The organism is Paraburkholderia dioscoreae, assembly GCF_902459535.1.
In the GTDB taxonomy this organism is placed as follows: domain Bacteria; phylum Pseudomonadota; class Gammaproteobacteria; order Burkholderiales; family Burkholderiaceae; genus Paraburkholderia; species Paraburkholderia dioscoreae.
Window position 1 is genome coordinate 4,389,141 of record NZ_LR699553.1, and the last position, 21,216, is coordinate 4,410,356.

The 21,216-nt window shown below is 61.8% G+C and carries 17 protein-coding genes; 2 read left to right on the forward strand and 15 right to left on the reverse strand.

What is annotated here, in order from left to right; all coding sequences use genetic code 11:
- Positions 1 to 16: 16 nt before the first annotated feature.
- The 15 genes from PDMSB3_RS19895 to PDMSB3_RS19965 all read right to left on the reverse strand — a co-directional run bounded on the left by PDMSB3_RS19895 (position 17) and on the right by PDMSB3_RS19965 (position 19,242).
- Positions 17 to 808 (reverse strand): ParA family protein, encoded by a 792-nt coding sequence (locus tag PDMSB3_RS19895; RefSeq protein ID WP_007180037.1) that lies wholly within the window; start codon positions 806 to 808, stop codon positions 17 to 19.
- Between the two features lie 86 nt (positions 809 to 894).
- Positions 895 to 1,578, reverse strand: coding sequence for a 16S rRNA (guanine(527)-N(7))-methyltransferase RsmG (gene rsmG / locus PDMSB3_RS19900; RefSeq protein ID WP_007180038.1), 684 nt, complete (start codon positions 1,576 to 1,578; stop codon positions 895 to 897).
- Positions 1,575 to 3,533 (reverse strand): tRNA uridine-5-carboxymethylaminomethyl(34) synthesis enzyme MnmG, encoded by a 1,959-nt coding sequence (gene mnmG, locus PDMSB3_RS19905; protein ID WP_007180039.1) that lies wholly within the window; start codon positions 3,531 to 3,533, stop codon positions 1,575 to 1,577. The genes rsmG and mnmG overlap by 4 nt, the downstream gene beginning before the upstream one ends.
- Positions 3,534 to 3,704: 171 nt before the next feature.
- On the reverse strand, positions 3,705 to 4,457 hold the full coding sequence (locus tag PDMSB3_RS19910; RefSeq protein ID WP_007180040.1) for an ABC transporter ATP-binding protein: 753 nt from the start codon (positions 4,455 to 4,457) through the stop codon (positions 3,705 to 3,707).
- A gap of 11 nt (positions 4,458 to 4,468) precedes the next feature.
- Entirely contained in the window at positions 4,469 to 6,253 is a 1,785-nt protein-coding gene (locus PDMSB3_RS19915) for a branched-chain amino acid ABC transporter ATP-binding protein/permease (protein WP_007180041.1), read from the reverse strand.
- 4 nt (positions 6,254 to 6,257) lie between these two features.
- Positions 6,258 to 7,313 (reverse strand): branched-chain amino acid ABC transporter permease, encoded by a 1,056-nt coding sequence (locus PDMSB3_RS19920; RefSeq protein ID WP_165187257.1) that lies wholly within the window; start codon positions 7,311 to 7,313, stop codon positions 6,258 to 6,260.
- 205 nt (positions 7,314 to 7,518) lie between these two features.
- Positions 7,519 to 8,679 (reverse strand): ABC transporter substrate-binding protein, encoded by a 1,161-nt coding sequence (locus PDMSB3_RS19925; RefSeq protein ID WP_007180043.1) that lies wholly within the window; start codon positions 8,677 to 8,679, stop codon positions 7,519 to 7,521.
- Between the two features lie 367 nt (positions 8,680 to 9,046).
- Positions 9,047 to 10,213: an ABC transporter substrate-binding protein gene (locus PDMSB3_RS19930; RefSeq protein WP_007180044.1), complete on the reverse strand. Its 1,167-nt coding sequence runs from the start codon at positions 10,211 to 10,213 to the stop codon at positions 9,047 to 9,049.
- Between the two features lie 518 nt (positions 10,214 to 10,731).
- Positions 10,732 to 11,703: a branched-chain amino acid ABC transporter permease gene (locus PDMSB3_RS19935; protein WP_007180045.1), complete on the reverse strand. Its 972-nt coding sequence runs from the start codon at positions 11,701 to 11,703 to the stop codon at positions 10,732 to 10,734.
- Positions 11,703 to 12,587, reverse strand: coding sequence for a branched-chain amino acid ABC transporter permease (locus tag PDMSB3_RS19940; protein ID WP_007180046.1), 885 nt, complete (start codon positions 12,585 to 12,587; stop codon positions 11,703 to 11,705). Before PDMSB3_RS19940 ends, PDMSB3_RS19935 begins: the two co-directional genes overlap by 1 nt.
- 185 nt (positions 12,588 to 12,772) lie before the next feature.
- Complete coding sequence (locus PDMSB3_RS19945; RefSeq protein ID WP_165187259.1) at positions 12,773 to 13,987, reverse strand: ABC transporter substrate-binding protein; 1,215 nt, start codon at positions 13,985 to 13,987, stop codon at positions 12,773 to 12,775.
- 53 nt (positions 13,988 to 14,040) lie between these two features.
- A complete protein-coding gene (locus PDMSB3_RS19950; RefSeq protein WP_007180048.1) occupies positions 14,041 to 14,799 on the reverse strand; it encodes an ABC transporter ATP-binding protein in 759 nt (252 codons plus the stop codon).
- Positions 14,796 to 15,575: an ABC transporter ATP-binding protein gene (locus PDMSB3_RS19955; RefSeq protein WP_007180049.1), complete on the reverse strand. Its 780-nt coding sequence runs from the start codon at positions 15,573 to 15,575 to the stop codon at positions 14,796 to 14,798. The genes PDMSB3_RS19950 and PDMSB3_RS19955 overlap by 4 nt, the downstream gene beginning before the upstream one ends.
- Before the next feature lie 287 nt (positions 15,576 to 15,862).
- Positions 15,863 to 17,578, reverse strand: coding sequence for a GMC family oxidoreductase (locus PDMSB3_RS19960; protein WP_007180050.1), 1,716 nt, complete (start codon positions 17,576 to 17,578; stop codon positions 15,863 to 15,865).
- Positions 17,579 to 17,703: 125 nt separating this feature from the next.
- Positions 17,704 to 19,242 carry a CoA-acylating methylmalonate-semialdehyde dehydrogenase gene (locus tag PDMSB3_RS19965; protein WP_007180051.1) on the reverse strand — a complete coding sequence of 513 codons (1,539 nt, stop codon included), beginning with the start codon at positions 19,240 to 19,242 and terminating at the stop codon, positions 17,704 to 17,706.
- A gap of 143 nt (positions 19,243 to 19,385) precedes the next feature.
- Here PDMSB3_RS19965 and PDMSB3_RS19970 point away from each other — a divergent pair, with 143 nt between their 5' ends.
- Both PDMSB3_RS19970 and PDMSB3_RS19975 read left to right on the forward strand, forming a co-directional pair.
- Positions 19,386 to 20,285: a LysR family transcriptional regulator gene (locus tag PDMSB3_RS19970; RefSeq protein WP_007180052.1), complete on the forward strand. Its 900-nt coding sequence runs from the start codon at positions 19,386 to 19,388 to the stop codon at positions 20,283 to 20,285.
- A gap of 352 nt (positions 20,286 to 20,637) precedes the next feature.
- Positions 20,638 to 21,174, forward strand: a complete 537-nt coding sequence (locus PDMSB3_RS19975) for a class IV adenylate cyclase (protein WP_165187262.1) — start codon at positions 20,638 to 20,640, stop codon at positions 21,172 to 21,174.
- Positions 21,175 to 21,216: the final 42 nt, after the last annotated feature.

Here is a 21,216-nt window from a genome sequence, read left to right on the forward strand (position 1 = left end):
TGCTTCCTCGATCCGCTTAGGATGCCTGGGGCGCATCATTCAATGCGCGCACCCGCTCAATCATTTCCGCGCCGAACTGCACGTATGCCTGCGCGCCGCGCGATGCCCTGTCGAATACCACGCCCGGCAAACCATAGCTGGGCGCCTCGGCAAGACGCACGTTGCGCGGGATCACAACGTCGAACACCTTGTCGCCAAAATGCTCTTTCAGCTGATCCGACACTTGCTGTTGCAACGTGATGCGCGGATCGAACATCACACGCAGCAGGCCGATCACTTTCAGATCCCGGTTCAGGTTGGCATGCACCTGTTTGATCGTATTGACCAGGTCCGACAAGCCTTCGAGCGCAAAGTACTCGCATTGCATCGGAATCACGACACCGTGTGCAGCGCACAGGCCATTGAGCGTCAGCAGCGACAAAGCCGGCGGACAGTCGATCAGCACAAAATCGTATTCGTTTTCGACTGCCGCGAGCGCGACCTTCAATTGACGCTCGCGATTCTGCACGCTCACCAGTTCGACCTCGGCACCCGCGAGTTCGCGGTTCGCCGGCAGCACGTCATAACCGACGGCTTCTGGACGCACTCGTGCATCGGCCACCGCGACGCCGTCCACCAGCACTTCGTAGACGGTATTGGCGCACGCGGCCTTATCGATGCCACTGCCCATCGTGGCGTTGCCCTGCGGGTCCAGATCAATGAGAAGGACTCGCTGTCCCTGCGCTGCCAGGCTCGCGGCCAGATTGACTGCGGTCGTCGTCTTGCCGACGCCGCCCTTCTGGTTCGCAACGCAGAAGATTTTTGCCATCGTTGGTGTGTCCCTTTTGCTGCCTGGATGAAATAAAAATCGTGTGTGATGCCGGGTGTGGCTGGGTGAGCAATCTGAGCCAGGCGCTAGCTGCCGGCGTCCACCACAACCTTGATCAGGTGCCGCTCGGCGTCGAGCGACGGCACGTTCAGTCGGATGACCTGTTCCACGTGGGCGCCGGCCGGCAAACGTTCGATCTCGCCGTCCGGCCGTACGCCTTTCATGGCCCAGATCGCACCCTGCTCCGCAACCAGATGACGGGCCAGTGTAACGAAATCCGCGAGTTCTGCGAATGCGCGCGAGACAATTACGTCGAACTTTGCCGGTACTTCGGCGCCCGGCTGCAAGCTCTCGACCCGGCCGGTCACCACCGAGAGATTTGCAAGTCCTAGCTCGGCCTTTGCCTGAGCCTGGAAGGCCGTCTTTTTATGAACGATGTCGTTCACGGTAACGGTCCAGTCGGGCAAAACTATAGCCAGCACGATGCCCGGCAGACCACCGCCGGAACCGACGTCGAGCACCGAGGACGGCCCAAGCGGCGCAAGGTGCGGCACGATCGCAAGCGAATCCAGAATGTGTTGGATCAGCATCTGCCGTGGATCGCGAATCGCCGTCAGGTTGTAGACGGCATTCCACTTCGACAGCAACGCAACGTAGTCGAGCAGCTTGCCGAGTTGCGCGTCGCTCAGGTCGAGGCCGAGTTCGCGGACACCGTCCGCCAGCAGTGGCCCCAACGCCTCCCTACCGCTTCCCTTCTGGCTTCCCGTCATTGCGTCACCGGCGCGCTGTCGGTGCCCGGCTCGGCGGGCTTCGTCGAGCGACGACCCAAGCCGCGCTTCAGATGGACCATCAGCAAAGAAATGGCCGCTGGCGTGATGCCCGAAATACGCGACGCCTGGCCGATAGTTTCGGGACGGAACTGCGTCAGCTTCTGCCGCGCTTCGAACGAGAGCCCTCTGACTTCCGCGTAGTCCAGCCCTTCGGGCAGACGCGTACTTTCGTGCGCCTCATTTCGCTCGATTTCACCCGCCTGGCGGTCGATGTAGCCCTGATATTTGATGCCGATCTCGATCTGTTCCTTGATCTGCCCGAGCAGCACGTCGTCTTCCGCCAAGGTTTCAGGCGCGGCGCACGCGCCGGCCCGCAATGCGCAAACGCCGTCGTACGACACACCGGGGCGGCGCAGCAGATCCGCGAGACTGTACTCGTGATCGATTGGCTTGCCGAGCAGCGCTGTAGCCTCGTCGGTGGATAACGTCTTAGGATTGACCCATGTCGTGCGAAGACGCTCTGTTTCACGTGAAACAGCGTCGCGCTTGCGGCTGAAAGCATCCCAGCGAACGTCGTCGACCACGCCCAACTCGCGGCCGATCTCGGTGAGACGCATATCCGCATTGTCTTCGCGCAGACTCAGACGATATTCGGCACGGCTCGTGAACATCCGATAAGGCTCGGACACGCCGCGCGTCACCAGATCATCGACCAACACGCCAAGGTAGGCCTGATCGCGGCGAGGGCACCATGCTTCCTTGCCCTGCACGTACAGACCCGCATTGATCCCGGCCAACAAACCCTGCGCGGCCGCTTCTTCGTAGCCGGTCGTGCCGTTGATCTGGCCGGCAAAGAACAGCCCGTTGATAACCTTGGTTTCGAGCGAAGCCTTTAATCCACGCGGATCGAAGTAGTCGTATTCGATCGCGTAGCCCGGTCGCAGGATGTGCGCGTGCTCCAAACCGCGCATCGAGCGCACCAGTTCCAGTTGAACGTCGAACGGTAAGCTCGTGGAGATTCCGTTGGGATAGAACTCGTTCGTGGTCAGCCCTTCCGGCTCGAGGAAGATCTGATGCGACTCCTTTGAAGCGAACCGGTGAATCTTGTCCTCGATCGATGGGCAATAGCGCGGCCCCACCCCTTCGATCACCCCCGTGTACATGGGCGAGCGGTCGAGTCCGCCGCGGATGATGTCGTGCGTCCGCTCGTTCGTGTGTGTGACCCAACACGGCACCTGCCGCGGATGCTGCTCGACGCGCCCGAGAAACGAGAACACCGGCACTGGATCCAGATCACCCGGCTGCTCTTCGAGTTGCGAAAAATCGATCGTGCGGCCGTCAATACGCGGCGGCGTCCCCGTCTTGAGACGACCTTGCGGCAACTTCAATTCCTTCAGGCGCGCCGACAACGACACCGCCGCCGGATCGCCGGCGCGGCCGCCGGTGTAGTTGTTCAACCCCACGTGAATCTTGCCGTCGAGGAACGTCCCCGCCGTCAAAACTACCGCCCGCCCGCGGAAACGAATCCCCACCTGCGTCACAGCGCCGACGACGCGGTCGCCTTCCACCATCAGATCGTCAACCGCCTGCTGGAACAGCCACAGGTTCGGCTGATTTTCCAGCCGGTGCCGGATAGCCTGTTTGTACAGCAGACGGTCAGCCTGAGCGCGCGTCGCACGTACAGCCGGGCCCTTCGACGAATTCAGGATGCGGAACTGGATACCGCCCTCGTCCGTCGCGGCCGCCATTGCGCCGCCGAGCGCGTCGACTTCCTTGACCAGATGGCCCTTGCCAATGCCGCCAATGGACGGATTGCAGCTCATCTGGCCGAGGGTTTCGATGTTATGGGTCAGCAGGAGCGTCGTATTGCCCATGCGAGCTGAAGCCAATGCGGCTTCCGTGCCGGCATGACCGCCGCCGACGACGATTACGTCAAATTCTGTGGGAAAGAGCATCGCGGATCTCACGCCAGATCATCGCGTGAGCCTTTCAAAGGAAATGATGGGCGAATTATAACGGGTTCGGTTTAGGCCCGAATTTCGTCCGAATGGCCATCCATAAAAAACGGTGTGTTTCACGTGAAACACACCGCCTTGAACAACGGAAGTTAGGGACACGCGCGAACGTTATGCCACTTTTTTGGCCAGCCCGAGATACGTCTCGATCACGCGTGGATTCTGCGCCAAATCTGCCGCCGGCCCTTCCAGCGCTAGTTCGCCGGTTTCCAACACATAGCCGTAATCCGAAATCTGGAGCGCGGCCCGCGCGTTCTGCTCGATCAGCAACGTGGCCACGCCGGTCTGCCGCAGCGCGCTAATGATGTGGAAGATCTCTTTCACGATCAACGGCGCAAGACCGAGACTCGGCTCATCCAGCATCAGCAAATCCGGCTTGCCCATCAATGCCCGGCCCACCGCGAGCATCTGGCGCTCACCACCGGATAACGTTCCGGCAGCCTGCTTGCGACGCTCCTTGAGTCGCGGAAACAGCGTAAAGACCGGCTCGAGCTGGTCGAGAAAGTTCCGCTCCCCTGCCCGCTTGCGCCGATACGCGCCGAGGACGAGGTTGTCCTCGACCGTCATCGACGCAAACAGCTCCCGCTTCTCCGGCACGAGACACATGCCGCGCGCGACACGCTTTTCGACCGGCACAGCGCTGACATCTTCGCCCTGATACAGAACGGTGCCCTTCGCATGGCCCGTGGTCGGCAACGCGCCCATGATCGCGTTCAACAGCGTGGACTTGCCTGCGCCGTTTGGGCCGATCACCGAGACGATCTGCCCTGCCCGTACCTTGATCGCCGCGCCGTGCAGCGCCTCTACCTTGCCATAACGGACCGACAACCCGCCCACGTCGAGAATCGGACCAGCAGCATTCATCGTGTTCTCCATCACTCCACCCCGCCAAGATAGGCTTCCAGCACAGCCGGATCCTGCTGTACGTCTTGCGGCAGGCCTTCCGCAATCCTGGTCCCGAACTCCATGACTACTAGCCGATCGGTCAGATTCATCACGAAATCCATATCGTGCTCCACAAGCAGCACGCTCATGCCTTCCGCCTTCAGGCGCCGCAGCAGATCGGCCAATTGAAGCTTTTCCTGGTAGCGCAGACCGGCGGCCGGCTCATCCAGCAACAAAAGCGTTGGATCGCAGCACAGCGCGCGAGCAATTTCCAGAATCCGCTGCTGCCCCAAGGCGAGACTGCCGGCTTCGTCGTACATATGCTGCTCCAGGCCGACGCGGCGAATCTGACGAGCCGCTTCGGCCATCAAGCGCGCTTCTTCCGCGCTGTTCAGGCGGACCACGCTGCGCCAAACGCCAGCCTGCCCTCGCAGATGCGCGCCGATCGCGACGTTCTCAAGCACCGTCATGCCCGGCAGCAACTTGACGTGCTGGAAAGTACGGCCGATTCCGCGCTTGACGATTTCACGTGAAGTCAGCGAATCGATGCGCTCGCCACGGAACGTGATCTCGCCGCTAGTCGCTTGCAACACGCCGGTGACCAGATTGAAGGTCGTCGACTTACCCGCGCCGTTCGGCCCGATCAGACCGATGATCTGCCCGGCTTTTACCTCGAAGCTGACGTCGTTCACCGCAACCAGACCGCCGAATTGCTTGCGCGCCTTGTTCACGGTCAGCAGGTTTTCACCGGCCGTCGGCTTGCTGCGCTGCGGCAACGGTTCGGCATGATCGGCCAGATGAGCGCGCGGACCCTTCGGGAAAAACCGCGCCACGAACGGCCATACGCCCTGTCGAGCGTACTGCAGCAACAGCACCATCAAAATGCCGAACACGATCACTTCGAAATTGCCGTTCTCACCGAGCAGCTTGGGCAGCAACGTTTGCAGATAGTCCTGCAGAACCGTCAGAATCGCCGCGCCAAGCACAGCGCCCCAGACGTGCGACACGCCACCCACCACGGCCATGAACAGAAACTCAATGCCGTGGTTCAGCCCAAACGGCGTCGGGTTCACCGCGCGTTGCAGGTGGGCGTATAGAAAGCCCGAGATCGAAGCCAGCACGGCCGCGTAGACAAAAATAACCACCCGCATCCACGCGGTATTCACGCCCATCGCTTCGGCCATCATGCCGCCGCCGCGCAGCGCGCGGATCGCCCGCCCCGGCCGGCTATTAAGCAGATTCTGAACAGAAATCACCGCGCCGAGCACCACCACCCAGATCAGGTAATAGATATGGCGGCCGGACTCCAGGTTAATACCAAAAACATTCAGCACCGGAATTCCATTGATGCCGTCGTACTTGCCGAGCATTTCCAGATTGCCGAACAGGTAGAACAGCGCGAGCCCCCAGGCAATCGTACCGAGCGGCAGAAAGTGCCCGGACAGACGCATCGTCACCAGCCCGAGCATCAACGCGATCAACGCAGTCACCACCACGCCCACGATCAGCGCGAACCACGGCGAGATGCCGTATTGCGTCGTCAGATACGCGGTTGCATAAGCGCCGATGCCGACAAACGCGGCCTGGCCGAAACTCGTCATCCCACCGATGCCGGTCAGGAGCACCAGGCCGATCGCCACGATCGAATACAGGCCGATGTAGTTGAGCAGCGTCACCCAGTACTCAGGCACGTGAATCGGTTGCGGCAGCACCGGCAGCGCGAACAGCACCACGAGGAACAACCAGAAGAATTTGTTTTGCATGATCCTTTTCATCGCATCACTCCTCGTCCTCTTCGGTGTGCGGGCTGGCAAGACTGCGCCAGAGCAGCACCGGGATGATCAGCGTGAACACGATCACTTCCTTGTAAGCGCTCGCCCAGAACGACGAATACGACTCCAGCAGACCGACCAGGATCGAGCCCGCGGCCGCCAGCGGATAGCTGACAAGGCCGCCGATAATGGCCCCCACGAAGCCCTTCAAACCGATCAGGAAGCCCGAGTCGTAGTAGATGGTGGTCAAGGGTGCGACGAGGATGCCACACAGCGCACCGAGGCCCGCCGCCAGCGTGAACGCGAGGCGCCCCGCCTGCGTCGTGCCGATGCCGACGAGCCGCGCGCCGAGCCGGTTCACCGATGTCGCGCGCAACGCCTTGCCGGAGATCGAGCGGTCGAAGTACAGATAAAGCGCGCCGATCAACACGACCGCTGTGCCGACGACCCACAAGCTCTGCCCGGAGATCGACAGGCTGCCGAGGTTGAAGGTCGCGTCGGAAAACGCGGTGGTGCGCGAACCCTCGGCTCCGAACATCACGAGACCGAGGCCGACCATCGCGAAATGGACCGCCACCGCCACAATCAGCAGCAGCAGCGTGGACGCCTCCGCGATCGGCTCATACGCAAGCCGGTAGACATACGGCCCCATCGGAATCACGATCAGCAGCGTCAACGCGATCTGCGCGACCATCGGCAGCGGCTGCATGAAAACGCCCTGCGTCAGCGCATAGACCGCGATCGGAAACAGCAGGTATTTGCCGACCAGCATGACCAGCGTGCGAGCTGCATGCCGGCGCCGTTCGGCATGCCGCACCAGCCCCGCTATTTCGACGACGAAGCAGGCCGCGCCCATCGCCATCAGCAGCCAGCAGGTAGCCGGAAATTTCTGTGTCTGCAGTGCGGCGAGCGTCAACGCGCCGTACGAAACAAACTCCCCCTGCGGGATGAAGATCACCCGCGTCACGGAAAACACCAGCACCAGCGCAAGCGCGAGCAGCGCGTAGATCGCGCCGGTAGTGATGCCGTCCTGCGCGAGGATCGCCGCAATTGATAGATCCATACTTCCTCGTCCTGAAGCGTCGAAATCGAAACCGGGAAACAGTCGGGGCGGCAAAACCAGCGGCCGTCCATCGACCCGCAATGTCAGAAAAGGCAACCGCCGCGCCGGAACACGGCGCGGCGGTCGGTGCCATTGTCATCGAACAGAATGGCAATGCGGCGTCACATGCCGCACGTTGCGCGAGAGGCGCGTACCGTTTTTGTTTTTAGTCGTTCTGCAGCTTCCACTTGCCATCGACGATCTGCACGATCACGCGTGCACGCTTGTCGAGGCCGTTGTGGTCGGTCGTCGTGGTGTTCATGATGCCGTGCGAGACCGGCAGCTCCTTGATGTTCTCAAGTGCGCCGCGCAGCGCCACGCGGAACGCTTCGGTGCCCGGCTGCGCAGTCTTCAGCGCGACAGGGATCGCCGCCTGCAGCATCTGGCCGGCGTCCCATGCGTGGCCGCCGAACGTCGCCACCGAGCCTGCGCCATAGGCTTTCTCGTACGCCGCCTTGTAGGCTTCCGACGACTTCTTCACCGGGTTCGATGCCGGCAACTGATCGGCCACGAGGATCGGACCGGCCGGCAGGAATTCGCCTTCGCAATCCTTGCCGCACACACGCAGGAAGTCGTTATTCGCGACGCCGTGCGTCTGGTAGACCTTGCCCTTGTAGCCGCGCTCCTTGAGCGTCTTGGCCGGCAACGCCGACGGCGTGCCCGCGCCCGCGATCAGCACCGCGTCGGGGTTGGCGCCCATCGTCTTCAACACCTGGCCCGTCACCGATGCGTCGGTGCGATTAAAGCGCTCGTTGGAGACGATCTTCAGGTTGTGCGCGGCGGCAGCGGCGGTGAAGACGTTGTTCCAGCCGTCGCCGTACGCATCCGCGAAGCCGATGAAGCCCACCGTTTTCACGCCGTGATGCTCCATATAGTCGGCGATAGCGTCAGCCATCAGGCTGTCGTTTTGCGGCGGTTTGAAGGCCCATGCGCGCTTTGCGTCCATCGGCGAAATGATCGCCGCCGATGCCGCCAGCGAGATCACCGGCGTCTTGCCTTCGGCAGCCGCGTCGAGCATGGCGAGCGAATTCGGCGTAACGGTCGAACCGATGATCGCGTCGACGTGATCTTCGTCGATCAGCTTGCGCGTGTTCTGCACGGCTTTGCCGGTGTCCGATGCGTCGTCGAGAATGATGTACTGCACGGTCTTGCCGCCGATCTCTTTCGGCAGCAGCGCAATCGTGTTCTTTTCAGGAATCCCGAGCGAAGCAGCCGGCCCCGTCGTGGAAAGCGTGACGCCGATTTTCACCTGGGCGAATGCCGCGCCCGCGCCGCACATCAACGCCACGGCAATGCCGGTGCGTACCCATTGCTTTGTCTTTTTCATTGCAAGTCTCCGAACGCTTTGAAGCGCGTATCTGTAATCGGCTCAGGGCCGGGTGTCTGAATCTAGTTATAGGGTTCCGGCGTGCCAAGCATGGTTTTCCCTGCTCGGCGCGAATGCTTTTACCGCCTGGGGGTCACCTTCCTGCTGCGTACTACGACTGCAAACTGCTGCGATATCCTGCGAAACAAAACACTAACATGTTAGTAGTATTGCGTTCTGCGCGATCGACGGTCAATAGACCGTCACCCAAATGCGGGTTTGTCCTGAAGCCGCGGAACCACACTTTTTCACGCGATGCGGACAATAAAAAAGACGCGTCAACCGCACGCGTCTTTTTTAATGGGGATCCGTATCGCTTCGCCTTCGCTCAGTCGCCGGACAACTTCCACTTGCCGCCGACAATCTCCACCATGACGCGCGCCCGCTGGTCGAGACCGGAGTGGTCGTTCGCGCTCATGTTGAAGATGCCGTGCGACGCGGGCATGTCTCTGGTGTTTTCCAGCGCTGCACGCAGCGCCTCGCGGAACGCAGGCGTGCCCGGCTGGCCCTTCTTCAGCGCCAGCGGAATCGCGCGTCGCAGCAGCAGGCCCGCGTCCCATGCGTGGCCGCCGAAGGTGGACACCGAGCCGGCGCCGTAAGCGGTTTCATACGCATGCTTATAGGCGAGCGCGCTCTTTTTCACCGGATTCGAATCGGGCAGTTGATCGGCAACGAGCAACGGGCCGGCCGGCAAATATGTACCTTCGCAATCCTTGCCGCACACGCGCAGAAAGTCGTTATTGGCGACGCCGTGCGTCTGATAGTACTTGCCCTTGTAGCCGCGCTCCTTGAGCGTTTTCTGCGGCAGCGCGGCCGGCGTGCCCGCGCCCGCGATCAGCACCGCATCCGGGTTCTGCGACATGACTTTCAGCACCTGGCCGGTCACCGACGCGTCATTACGCGCGAAACGTTCGTTCGCGACGATCCTGATCTTCGCGAGATCCGCAGCCTTGCCGAATTCCTTGAACCAGCTCTCGCCGTAAGCGTCCGAGAAACCGATGAACGCGACCGTCTTCACGCCGTGATTCGACATATGCTGCGCGATCGCGGTGGCCATGAGAATGTCGTTCTGCGGCGTCTTGAAGACCCACGCGCGCTTCGCATCCATCGGCTCGACGATGCTCGCCGCAGCGGCCATCGAAATCATGGGCGTGGTAGTTTCGGCGGCGACGTCGATCATGGCCAGCGAGTTCGGCACCACGGTCGAGCCGATCAACGCATCCACGTGATCTTCGCTGGTGAGCTTGCGCGTGTTCTTGACGGCCTGAGTCGAATCGGTGGCGTCGTCGAGCACGATGTACTCGATTTTCTGGCCCGCTACTTCTTTAGGCAGCAGCGCAATCGTGTTCTTTTCCGGAATACCGAGCGACGCGGCAGGCCCCGTTGCCGAGACGGTCACGCCGATTTTCACGTCCGCGAATGCATGGCCGCTCCATGCCGCAGTCATTCCGGTGGCGACCAATGCCGCGCTGATCCAACGCAATGCCGACTTCATTCCGCTCCTCTGTCTACCCCGTTATTCATTCGAATCCAAATCTTTGGATTTAAATCCCGACCAAGCGGTCGGTGAATAGCGAGTTTAGCGGACGAAAGCCCCGCGCTGCAAGCGTTTTGCAGGGTTGTGCCGTGCGAAATAGAGACACGTTCGACGAATAAAAAAGGCGCACCGAATTAGCGCGGAATTCGAGTCGCCAATAACCGGAAGCACAAATAAAAAGCGCTGTTGGATATCAATCCAACAGCGCTTTCGTCTGGGCACTGAGTGCCTCATTGTCTCCTCGTTCTCCACCTGCAAAATTCGTGGTGCATCAGAACTGCATGAAGATTAAATGAGCACCCGCTCTACTACAACTAGCAATTACCCTAGTGGTGCACTGCGGCACTGAATTGGGGCACGTTTGCGCATCCTGGCCCGCCCCACCGGACGCCTCGACAAAGACACGCCCCGGCTTCACCGTATCAAGGACGCCACGCTATATCGGATACCGAAGCAATTGCGCATTTCACCGTGCGTCAGGCCCGCAGCGGCCGCACTCGCGCGATGATTTCGCCGACAATGCCGCGCCTGAACGCCAGCACGCACGCAATGAAAATGACGCCGGTCACGATGGTCACCGATTCCCCCAGCGAGCGGAACCACTCCACGCCCGTCGACGACGCGAGCGCCGCGCCGAAATCGCCGAGCCGGTCCTCCAGTGCGACGATCAACGCCGCGCCGAGCAACGGTCCGAACAGCGTGCCCATGCCACCGACGAGCGTCATCAGGATCACCAGACCCGACATGGTCCAGTACGCGTCGCTCAACGTTTCGAACCCTTGCACCAGCACCTTGAGCGAACCCGCGAGACCGGCGATCCCCGCCGACAGGATAAAGGCAAGCAGCTTGAAGCGATCCGTATCGTAGCCGAGCGACACCGCGCGCGGTTCGTTCTCCTTGATTGCCACCAGCACCTGTCCGAACGGCGAATGCACGATCCGCACGATCAGCAGGAACGCCAGCACCATCACGGCTAGCACGACGAAGTACAGCGCCGTATCGGACGAGAGATCCAGCACGCCAAACAGTTTGCCGCGGGGCACGCCTTGCAGACCGTCCTCACCATGCGTGAACGGCGCCTGCAGGAACACGAAGTAGACCATCTGCGCGAGCGCCAGCGTGACCATCGCGAAGTAGATGCCCTGGCGGCGAATCGCGAAGATGCCCACAATCAGCCCGAGCAAGGTGGCCGCCGCCGTGCCGGCCAGCACGCCGAGCTCCGGCGAGAAGCCGAGCGTCTGCATCGCGTAGCCCGTGACATAGCCGGCCGAGGCGAGAAACATGGCGTGGCCGAACGACAGCAATCCGGTATAGCCGATCAGCAGATTGAACGCCGCCGCGAACAGCGCAAAACACATCACCTTCATCACGAAGAGCGGATAGATGCCGAGCACGGGCACCGCGAGAAGCACGATCAGCAGCAGACCGTAGAGCACTTTTCTCTGCATCATTTTTCCTTGCCGAAGAGACCCGCCGGGCGCACCAGCAACACGAGCGCCATGATCACGAAGACGACGGTCGCCGACGCTTCCGGGTAAAACACGCGCGTCAGTCCCTCGATCACGCCGAGCATCAAGCCGGTAAGAATCGAGCCCATGATCGACCCCATGCCGCCGATCACGACCACCGCAAACACCGTGATGATCATCGGCTGCCCCATCAGCGGCGAGACCTGGATCACCGGCGCGGCGAGCACGCCCGCAAATGCCGCCAGCGCGACGCCGAAGCCGTAGGTGAGCGTGATCATCAGCGGCACGTTGATGCCGAACGCTTCGACGAGCTTCGGGTTTTCGGTGCCGGCGCGCAGATACGCGCCGAGACGCGTCTTCTCGATCACGAACCACGTCGCGAAGCACACCGCCAGCGAAGCCACCACGACCCACGCGCGATAGTTCGGCAGGAACATGAAGCCGAGATTGGTGGCGCCGGAAAGCGCCGACGGCACGTCGTACGGCTGGCCGGAGGAACCGTAGATGGAACGGAACACGCCCTCCACCACCAGCGTGAGCCCGAAGGTCAGCAAAAGCCCATATAGATGGTCGAGCTTGTAGAGCCAGCGCAGCATCGAGCGTTCGATCGCCATGCCGAACAGCCCGACGATCAGCGGCGCCAGCACGAGCATCACCCAGTACGGCAGGCCGAAATACGAAAAGCCCATCCACGCGAGCATGGCGCCCAGCATGAACAACGCGCCATGCGCGAAATTGATCACGTTGAGCAAGCCGAAGATCACCGCCAACCCGAGACTCAGAATTGCGTAGAACGAGCCGTTCACGAGCCCCAGCAACAGCTGGCTCAGCATCGCCGGTAGCGGAACGCCAAAGATTTCCATTGAAGCCCTAACCCATCACCAAGGTGAGATCGGTCACGCACGATCCGGCCGGCGCGCGATCAGCGGCAGCGACGCCAATCGCGCGCGGCATGTGAAACGGTTTGCCAGCGGTCTGTGTACCAACGCGGCACTATGTATCGCCCGCCAGTAGCAGGACAGCCGGCTGTCTGGTTACCAACCGGCGCTTATTTCCACAAGGCGCAGCGGGTTTCAGCCTTGGTCGTGAACGCCTGCTCGCCAGGGATCGTCGCGGTGATCTTGTAGTAGTCCCACGGCTCCTTGGATTCGGCCGGCGCCTTCACCTGCATCAGATACATGTCGTGGATCATGCTGCCGTCCTGACGGATGTAGCCCTTCGCGTAGAAGTCGTCGATCTTCGTCTTCTTCAGTTGCGCCATCACCTTGTCGGAGTCGGTCGAACCCACCGCCTTCACCGCATTCAGATAAGTGATGGTCGCCGAGTAGTCGGCCGCCTGCAGGCTCGACGGCATCTTCTTTGTCTTGTCGAAGTAGCGCTCCGCCCACTTGCGAGTCGTGGCGTCCTTGTTCCAGTACCAGCTGTCCGTCAGCACGAGACCCTGGGTGGTTTCGAGGCCCAGGCTATGGATATCGTCGATAAACACCAGCAGCGCGGCGAGCTTCATCGTCTTGGTGATGCCGAATTCCTTGGCCGCCTTGATCGAGTTGATCGTGTCGCCGCCCGCATTCGCGAGGCCGAGAATCTGCGCCTTCGACGCCTGCGCCTGCAGCAGGAACGACGAGAAGTCGGACGCCGACAGCGGATGGCGCACCGCGCCGAGTACCTGGCCGCCGTTCGCCTTCACCACGTCCGACGTGTTCTTCTCGAGCGCCTTGCCGAACGCATAGTCGGCCGTGAGGAAGTACCAGGTCTTGCCGCCCTGCTTCGTCACCGCCGAACCCGTGCCCTTGGCCAGCGCCGTGGTGTCATACGCGTAGTGGATCGTGTACGGCGTGCATTGCTCGTTGGTGAGCGTGTCGGCGCCCGCGCCGATGCTGATATACACCTTCTTCTTTTCGCCGGCCACGGTGTTCATCGACAAACCCGTTGCCGAGTTCGTGCCGCCGATCAGCATATCCACCCCGTCGCGATCGAACCACTCGCGTGCGCGCGAGGCCGCGATGTCTGCCTTGTTCTGGTGATCGGCGTAGACCACGGTGATCGGCTTGCCGTTCACCTTGCCGCCGAAGTCCGCCACTGCCATGCGGATCGCTTCGAGGCCGCCCTGGCCGTCGATATCCGCATACAGACCCGACATGTCGGTGATGAAGCCGATCTTCACCGAGTCGTCAGCCGCTTGCGCGCTGCCCATCGTCAAGGCGGCGCCGGCGGCGACCGCGAAACAAAGTGTGGCAAGCCGCGCGAGTGGGTTCTTTTTCATTCCTGTCTCCTGGTTTCTTCGCTTGTGGTTATCAGAGGCATTCAGGCGTTTTTTTATACGCCCAAAAGATCGTGCAGGATCGGCATCTTGGTTTCGAGCTCGCTCGCCCCGAAGTGCTCGACAATCGCGCCGTGCTCCATCACGTAGAAGCGATCGGCAAGCGGCGCGGCAAAGCGAAAATTCTGCTCGACCATCACCACGGTATAGCCGCGCGCCTTGAGCGTCATGATCATGCGTGCCAGTGCCTGAACGATGACAGGCGCGAGCCCTTCCGAGATTTCGTCGAGCAGCAGCAGGCTCGCACCGGTGCGCAGAATGCGCGCCACCGCGAGCATCTGCTGTTCGCCGCCCGAGAGCCGCGTACCCTGGCTCATGCGGCGTTCATGCAGATTCGGAAACATCGAATAAATCTCTTCGAGCGACATCATGTGCGCCTTGTCCCCGACGGGCGGCGGCAACAGCAGGTTTTCCTCGCATGAGAGACTCGAAAAAATGCCGCGCTCTTCCGGACAGTAACCAATGCCGCAATGCGCGATGCGATGCGTGGGCAGATCGATGGTTTCACGTCCGCCAATGCGGATCGAGCCGGTGCGCCGTCCGGTCAGGCCCATGATGGCGCGCAGCGTAGTGGTCCGCCCCGCGCCGTTGCGGCCCAGCAGCGTGACGACTTCGCCGCGGTTCACCGTCAGATCGACGCCATGCAGAATGTGGGACTCTCCGTACCACGCCTGCAATCCCTTGATGTCCAGCGCGGGAGCGGCGCCGTCCGTGCCGCTCACTTCGAGGCTTTCACGCTCGGCAATCGTATTCATGCGTGGGCTCCGGCGAGCGCCGCGTCCGCGCTGCCCATATAGGCTTGCATCACGAGCGGATTCTTCGACACCTCGGCGTAACTGCCTTCGGCGAGCACTTCGCCCCGTTGCAGCACGGTAATCGTGTCGGAGATGCCGGCGATCACATTCATGTTGTGCTCGACCATCAGGATCGTGCGGCCGCTCGATACTTTTTTGATCAGCGCCGTCACGCGATCGACGTCTTCATGGCCCATGCCTTGCGTCGGCTCGTCGAGCAGCATGAGTTCCGGCTCCATCGCGAGCGTAGTGGCGATTTCCAGCGCGCGCTTGCGGCCGTAGGAAAGCTCGACCGTCAATACATCGGCGAAATCGGTCAAACCGACCTGCGTGAGCAGATCCATTGCACGATCATCGAGTTGGCGCAGCGTGCGCTCGCTCTTCCAGAAATGGAATGCCGTGCCCAGTTGCCGCTGCAGGCCGATGCGCACATTTTGCAATGCCGTCAGATGCGGAAAGACAGCGGAAATCTGGAACGAGCGGATGATGCCGCGCCGTGCGATCTGCGCGGGCCGCTCGCCCGTGATGTCGATACCGTTGAAAACGATCTGACCCGCAGTGGGTTCGAGAAATTTGGTGAGCAGATTGAAGCAGGTGGTCTTGCCTGCCCCATTAGGGCCGATCAGCGCATGGATCGAGCCACGGCGCACGCGCAGGTTCACACCGTTCACGGCGATAAAGCCTTTGAACTCACGGGTGAGGCCGCGCGTTTCGAGAATCGTATCGCCGAGAATCATGTTCCCTTCCATACGGAGTAAGGCGAAGCATTACGATCTTCCGCGCGAACCGCCGCGCGACTTTTTTTGACGGCGGCACCCCGTGCACGCTCGTTGGCGTGCTGCACCAATGCGGACGGTAATCCTTGGGGCGGCACGCAGCATGGCTGCCATTGTCGCGCCAATGATGCAGCGCATTCATTGGGATTTGCACTTAGTGGATGATGCCCGTCCCGAACATGGCCGTGCGCACGAGATGCCCGCCGTGCAGGGCGGGCGTCTATCTCATGCGCGTCGCATGTCAATTGTCACACTGCGAATACGGAAGGCGCTGGGTTGGTTTGCGCCACGGAACCGCCGGCCACGCGCGCACGGCGATCCTCGCGGATCATGTCGCTGGCGCGCTCCGCGATCATCAGCGTGGGCGAATTGGTGTTGCCCGAGGTGATGGTCGGCATGACAGATGCATCGACCACGCGCAGTCCGTCAACACCGATAACCCGTAGCCGGTTGTCGACCACCGCGCCTGGATCGTCGGTCGTACCCATGCGGCAGGTGCCGACCGGATGGAAGATGGTCGTGCCGACCGCGCCGGCAGCCTGCTGCAACTCTTCTTCGGTCTGGTACTGGATGCCCGGCAAGATCTCTTGCGGACGATAGCGTGCAAGCGCCGGCGCCGCGGCAATGCGACGCGTGAGACGCAGTGCGTTGGCGGCAACGTGCCGATCGTAATCGGTGGAGAGATAGTTCGGTGCGATCAACGGCGGCGCTGAAGCATCGGCCGATTCGATGTGAATGCTGCCGCGCGAAGTGGGCCGCAACTGGCACACCGACGCGGTGAACGCATTGAACCGATGCAGTGGTTCGCCGAAACGATCGAGCGAAAGCGGCTGGACGTGATATTCGAGGTCGGGCCGCGTGAGCGAGCGATCATTCGGATCGGACCTGGCAAACGCGCCGAGTTGCGACGGCGACATCGACATGGGGCCGCTTCGGAACAGCGCGTACTGCAGGCCGATCATCAGCTTGCCCCACCAATGCGCGGACGCGGTGTTGAGCGTGCGTACGCCGTCGACTTTGTAGGCCATGCGCAATTGCAAATGGTCCTGCAGGTTTTCTCCGACGCCACGCAGATCGTTGACGACCTCGATGCCCAGGTTCTGCAGACGCGCGCCATTGCCGATGCCGGACAGTTCGAGCAATTGCGGCGAGTTGACAGCTCCTGAGCTCAGGATCACTTCACAGCGAGCTTTGGCCAGATAGTCCGTATTGTCGCCGCGATATTCGACGCCCGTGCAACGGCGTCCTTCGAATACCACGCGCTGCGTGTGCGCGCCGGTGATGACCGTGAGATTCGGCCGCTTGAGTGCGGGACGCAAAAATGCCTTCGATGCATTCCAGCGAATGCCGCGTTTCTGATTGACGTCGAAGTAGCCGACGCCGGTATTGTCGCCGCGGTTGAAGTCGTCGGTGGCGGGAATACCGGCCTCTTGCGCGGCGCGCGAAAACTCTTCGAGAATTTTCCATTTCAACCGCTGTTTCTCGACGCGCCACGGCCCGCCCGCGCCATGCGATTCGCTCGCGCCGGCGTAATGATCTTCGCTACGCCTGAAGACCGGCAGCACCGAGTTCCAGGACCAGGATGAGTCGTTGGTGACGCGCGCCCATTCATCGTAGTCTTCGCGCTGACCACGCATGTAGATCATGCCGTTGATGGACGAACTACCGCCTAATACGCGTCCGCGTGGATACGAAAGCGCGCGGCCATTGAGCCCGGGTTCGGACTGTGTTTTGTAAAGCCAGTCCGTACGCGGATTGCCGATGCAATAGAGGTAGCCGACCGGCACGTGAATCCAGTGGTAATCGTCCTTGCCGCCTGCCTCGAGCAGCAACACCTGCACGTCCGGATCTTCGGTCAGGCGATTGGCCAGCACACAGCCCGCCGTCCCCGCGCCCACGATGATGTAGTCGAACTCGCCTTCGAGCCGCCGGGCAGTCTCGGGCGTCGTGTCGGTATAGCTCATTGTTCAGTCTCCTAAGCTTTTTTGGGCGATCGGTTGCATGGTCGCCATGCAACCGCGCCGTTAGGCTCTGATTGTTTTTTGCCTTCTTTCCGCGGGTTCGTCGTCTGTTCCGCTACTACGTCACGCTACTTGGCCACCGGCATGGTGAACTCGGCACCCTTGGCGATGCTGTCCGGCCAGCGCTGCATGATGCTCTTGTAGCGGGTGTAGAACCGCACGCCCTCTTCACCATACGCATGATGGTCGCCGAAGAGGGACTTTTTCCAGCCGCCAAACGAATGCCACGCCATCGGCACGGGAATCGGTACGTTAATGCCTACCATGCCGATCTGGATCTGTCGCGAGAATGCGCGAGCGATGCCGCCATCGGACGTGAACAGCGACACGCCGTTGGCAAACTCATTCGCGTTGATGAGTTCCACCGCCGAAGCAAAATCCGGCACACGCACCACACAGAGCACAGGTCCGAAAATCTCCTCGCGATAAATCTTCATGTCGGTCGAGACATTGTCGAACAACGTGCCGCCGAGAAAGAAACCCTTCTCGTGGCCGCTGACCTGATGGCCTCGTCCATCGACAACCAGCTTCGCGCCCGCCGCAACGCCGGAATCGATATAGCCCACCACTTTCTCGCGATGCACCGCCGTGACCAACGGTCCCATCTCGGCATCCGACTCCATGCCGTTGAGAATCTTCAGGCTCTTCACGCGCGGTGTGAGCCGCTCGACCAGGTCATCGGCGATATGTCCGACGGCGACGGCCACCGAAATCGCCATGCAGCGCTCGCCCGCCGAGCCGTAGGCCGCGCCGATCAACGCGTCGACCGCCTGATCGAGATCCGCGTCGGGCATCACCACCAGATGATTCTTCGCTCCGCCCAAAGCCTGCACACGCTTGCCGTGCTTCGTGCCTTCCGTGTAGATGTATTCGGCGATGGGCGTCGAACCGACAAACGACAATGCGCTGACGTCCGGATGCACGAGCAGCGCATCGACCGCGACCTTGTCGCCGTGCACGACGTTGAAGACGCCATCCGGTAAACCGGCCTCCTTCAACAATTCGGCAAGCCGGCTCGAACAGGACGGATCACGCTCCGACGGTTTCAGCACGAATGTGTTGCCGCACGCAATCGCGACGGGGAACATCCAGCACGGCACCATCATCGGAAAATTGAAGGGCGTAATGCCGGCCACCACACCGAGCGGCTGACGCAGATTCCAGTTGTCGATGCCGCCGCCGATCTGATCGGTGAAGTCGGTCTTCAACAGATTCGGAATGCCGCATGCGAATTCGACGATTTCGATGCCGCGCATCACTTCGCCCTTCGCGTCCGAAAACACCTTGCCGTGCTCACGCGTGATCAGTTCCGCGAGTTCGTCGTGGTGACGGTCGAGCAGTTCCTTGAACCTGAACAGGACACGCGCCCGCTTGATCGGCGCGGTTTCGCTCCATGCGGCAAACGCGTCTTTGGCCGCGGCGACGGCTGCATCCACTTCCGCGACGCTCGCGAGCGGCACGCGTGCGCTCACGCTGCCTTGCGCAGGATTGAAGACGTCGCCGAAGCGCCCGCTCGTGCCTTCGACGGTCTTGCCGTTGATGAAATGTGTCAGCGCACTTGCGCTCTTCGTGCTGCGCACGGCTTCGTCCTGATATGTCTCGCTCATGTTGTCCTCTTTCCTGAGAAGTCTTCCGCCCCTGCGCCCACGGCTCGATCAAGGCGTGCTGAAGGTGAAGCGTACGGCGCTTCCGGTCGACAAATCCAATGAGTAATGCTCAACTGCATCATAAGGCGCGCTAATATCAGGGCATGGATCTGACTCTGCTCCGGGCGTTCGTCACCGTGGCACGCGAGGGCAACCTCACGCGTGCCGCAGTGCAGCTTCACCTGACCCAACCCGCCGTCAGCCTGCAAATCAAGCATTTGCAGGAGACGCTCGGCGTGACGCTGTTCACGCGGACTTCGCACGGGCTCTCGCTCACGCGCGACGGCCAGGCGCTGCTGCCGCACGCCGAGCGCGCGCTCGGCGCGGCGAGCGACGTGCAGCGGGCCGCGCAATCGCTGCGCCACGAAGTGCGCGGACGATTGCGGATCGGCACGATCCTCGACCCGGCGTTTCTGCGCCTCGGCGGTTTTCTGAAGCAACTGGTGGAAACCTGGCCGCGCATCGAAACGGCCTTGCGTCATGGCATGTCGGGCTGGGTGCTGGATCAGGTTCGCGCGGGTGAACTGGATGTCGGCTACTACATCGGCCTGCCGTCCGAAGACGAACCGCGCGAGGGCCCCGCGTTTCATGCCGTCACGCTCACTCAGTTCCAGTATCGCGTGCTGGCGCCGGCCGGCTGGAAAGACCGCGTCAAAGGCGCGCGCGACTGGCGTTCGCTCGCCGCCCTGCCGTGGATCTGGACACCGCCCGCGTCGGCGCATAACCGCTTGTTGTCGCGCTGCTTCGACGAGGCCGGGGTCAAGCCCATCAAGGTGGCGGAAGTGGATCAGGAGCCGTCGATGCTCGACCTGGTGAAGTCCGGCGTGGGTCTCACGCTCGCACGCGACGCCACTGCGATCGCCGAAGCGCATGCGCACGCGCTGACCATCGTGGAAGGCGTGACGGTGCCGACCCAGCTCAGCTTCGTCACGCTCGCGCAGCGCAAGGAGGAACCGGCGATTGCGGCGGCGCTGAAGCTGATCGAGCAGCAATGGGCGACTTGAACGGTACGCGAACGGCTGCCGGGTGAAGCGCGACATGCCGTCTGGGCGCTAAAGACCGCCAGGCGAGCGATATGAGCCGTTCTCATGATGGCCGCAAACCGCTGCGGTCCTCCTCGCTGTCTCCTTGCGCAGCGCCTTCGCTGGCTCCCGTCTATGAGCACGATCGCCCACCGCGTCCATCTACCCCGCATCTGAAACCACACCGTCACGCAGTTTTTGTTAGATTGAGGGTTCGCGCTCATGCGCCGGCCCCGCATCGTTTTCCATTCCGCTTGACTTTGTCCTTCCCGGCAGCTTCGCCCCGGCAACACCGGAAGTCGCCGACCACTCCATCCTTCGACAGGAGCCTGACATGGCACGCAACATTGAAATCAAAGCCCGCGCCCAGCATTTCGAGCAACTCCGCGAACGCGCGGCGCAGCTCGCGCCGGACGCTCCGCTGATCTTCCGCCAACAGGACTTTTTCTACGACGTGCCGCGTGGCCGCCTGAAGCTGCGCCAGTTCGACGACGGCACGCCGGCTGAACTGATCTTCTACCAGCGCGACGACCGCGACGGCCCGAAGGCCTCCTATTACACGCGCAGCCCGGTGACCAACCCGGAAGCCATGCACGCGCTGCTTGCCACCGCGCTGACCACGCGCGGCATCGTCACCAAGGAACGGCATGTGTATCTGACCGGGCGCACGCGAATCCATCTGGACCGGGTGGACGGTTTGGGCGACTTCGTCGAACTCGAAGTCGTGCTTGCCCAGGACGACGACGAAGAAGGCGGCCACGCCGAAGCACATGCCATGTTCGCCACGCTCGGCGTACCGGAATCGGATCTGGTGGCGGTGGCCTACGTCGATCTGCTGAGCCCGGACAGCGAGCCGAAGCAAGCGGCGTAGAACCAGGGCGCGATGCGCCGCGGGGCGGACTCCGCGCGAGCG

Bases quoted from the DNA above. Each gene is read 5' to 3' on its own strand.
- PDMSB3_RS19955 (WP_007180049.1), bottom strand. From the start codon at position 15,575: ATGATTCTCGGCGATACGATTCTCGAAACGCGCGGCCTCACCCGTGAG.
- PDMSB3_RS19910 (WP_007180040.1), bottom strand. From the start codon at position 4,457: ATGAATGCTGCTGGTCCGATTCTCGACGTGGGCGGGTTGTCGGTCCGT.
- PDMSB3_RS19950 (WP_007180048.1), bottom strand. From the start codon at position 14,799: ATGAATACGATTGCCGAGCGTGAAAGCCTCGAAGTGAGCGGCACGGAC.
- PDMSB3_RS19920 (WP_165187257.1), bottom strand. From the start codon at position 7,313: ATGGATCTATCAATTGCGGCGATCCTCGCGCAGGACGGCATCACTACC.
- PDMSB3_RS19975 (WP_165187262.1), top strand. From the start codon at position 20,638: ATGGCACGCAACATTGAAATCAAAGCCCGCGCCCAGCATTTCGAGCAA.
- PDMSB3_RS19925 (WP_007180043.1), bottom strand. From the start codon at position 8,679: ATGAAAAAGACAAAGCAATGGGTACGCACCGGCATTGCCGTGGCGTTG.
- PDMSB3_RS19945 (WP_165187259.1), bottom strand. From the start codon at position 13,987: ATGAAAAAGAACCCACTCGCGCGGCTTGCCACACTTTGTTTCGCGGTC.
- PDMSB3_RS19940 (WP_007180046.1), bottom strand. From the start codon at position 12,587: ATGGAAATCTTTGGCGTTCCGCTACCGGCGATGCTGAGCCAGCTGTTG.
- PDMSB3_RS19930 (WP_007180044.1), bottom strand. From the start codon at position 10,213: ATGAAGTCGGCATTGCGTTGGATCAGCGCGGCATTGGTCGCCACCGGA.
- PDMSB3_RS19970 (WP_007180052.1), top strand. From the start codon at position 19,386: ATGGATCTGACTCTGCTCCGGGCGTTCGTCACCGTGGCACGCGAGGGC.
- PDMSB3_RS19915 (WP_007180041.1), bottom strand. From the start codon at position 6,253: ATGAAAAGGATCATGCAAAACAAATTCTTCTGGTTGTTCCTCGTGGTG.
- PDMSB3_RS19960 (WP_007180050.1), bottom strand. From the start codon at position 17,578: ATGAGCTATACCGACACGACGCCCGAGACTGCCCGGCGGCTCGAAGGC.
- PDMSB3_RS19935 (WP_007180045.1), bottom strand. From the start codon at position 11,703: ATGCAGAGAAAAGTGCTCTACGGTCTGCTGCTGATCGTGCTTCTCGCG.
- PDMSB3_RS19965 (WP_007180051.1), bottom strand. From the start codon at position 19,242: ATGAGCGAGACATATCAGGACGAAGCCGTGCGCAGCACGAAGAGCGCA.
- mnmG (WP_007180039.1), bottom strand. From the start codon at position 3,533: ATGCTCTTTCCCACAGAATTTGACGTAATCGTCGTCGGCGGCGGTCAT.
- PDMSB3_RS19895 (WP_007180037.1), bottom strand. From the start codon at position 808: ATGGCAAAAATCTTCTGCGTTGCGAACCAGAAGGGCGGCGTCGGCAAG.
- rsmG (WP_007180038.1), bottom strand. From the start codon at position 1,578: ATGACGGGAAGCCAGAAGGGAAGCGGTAGGGAGGCGTTGGGGCCACTG.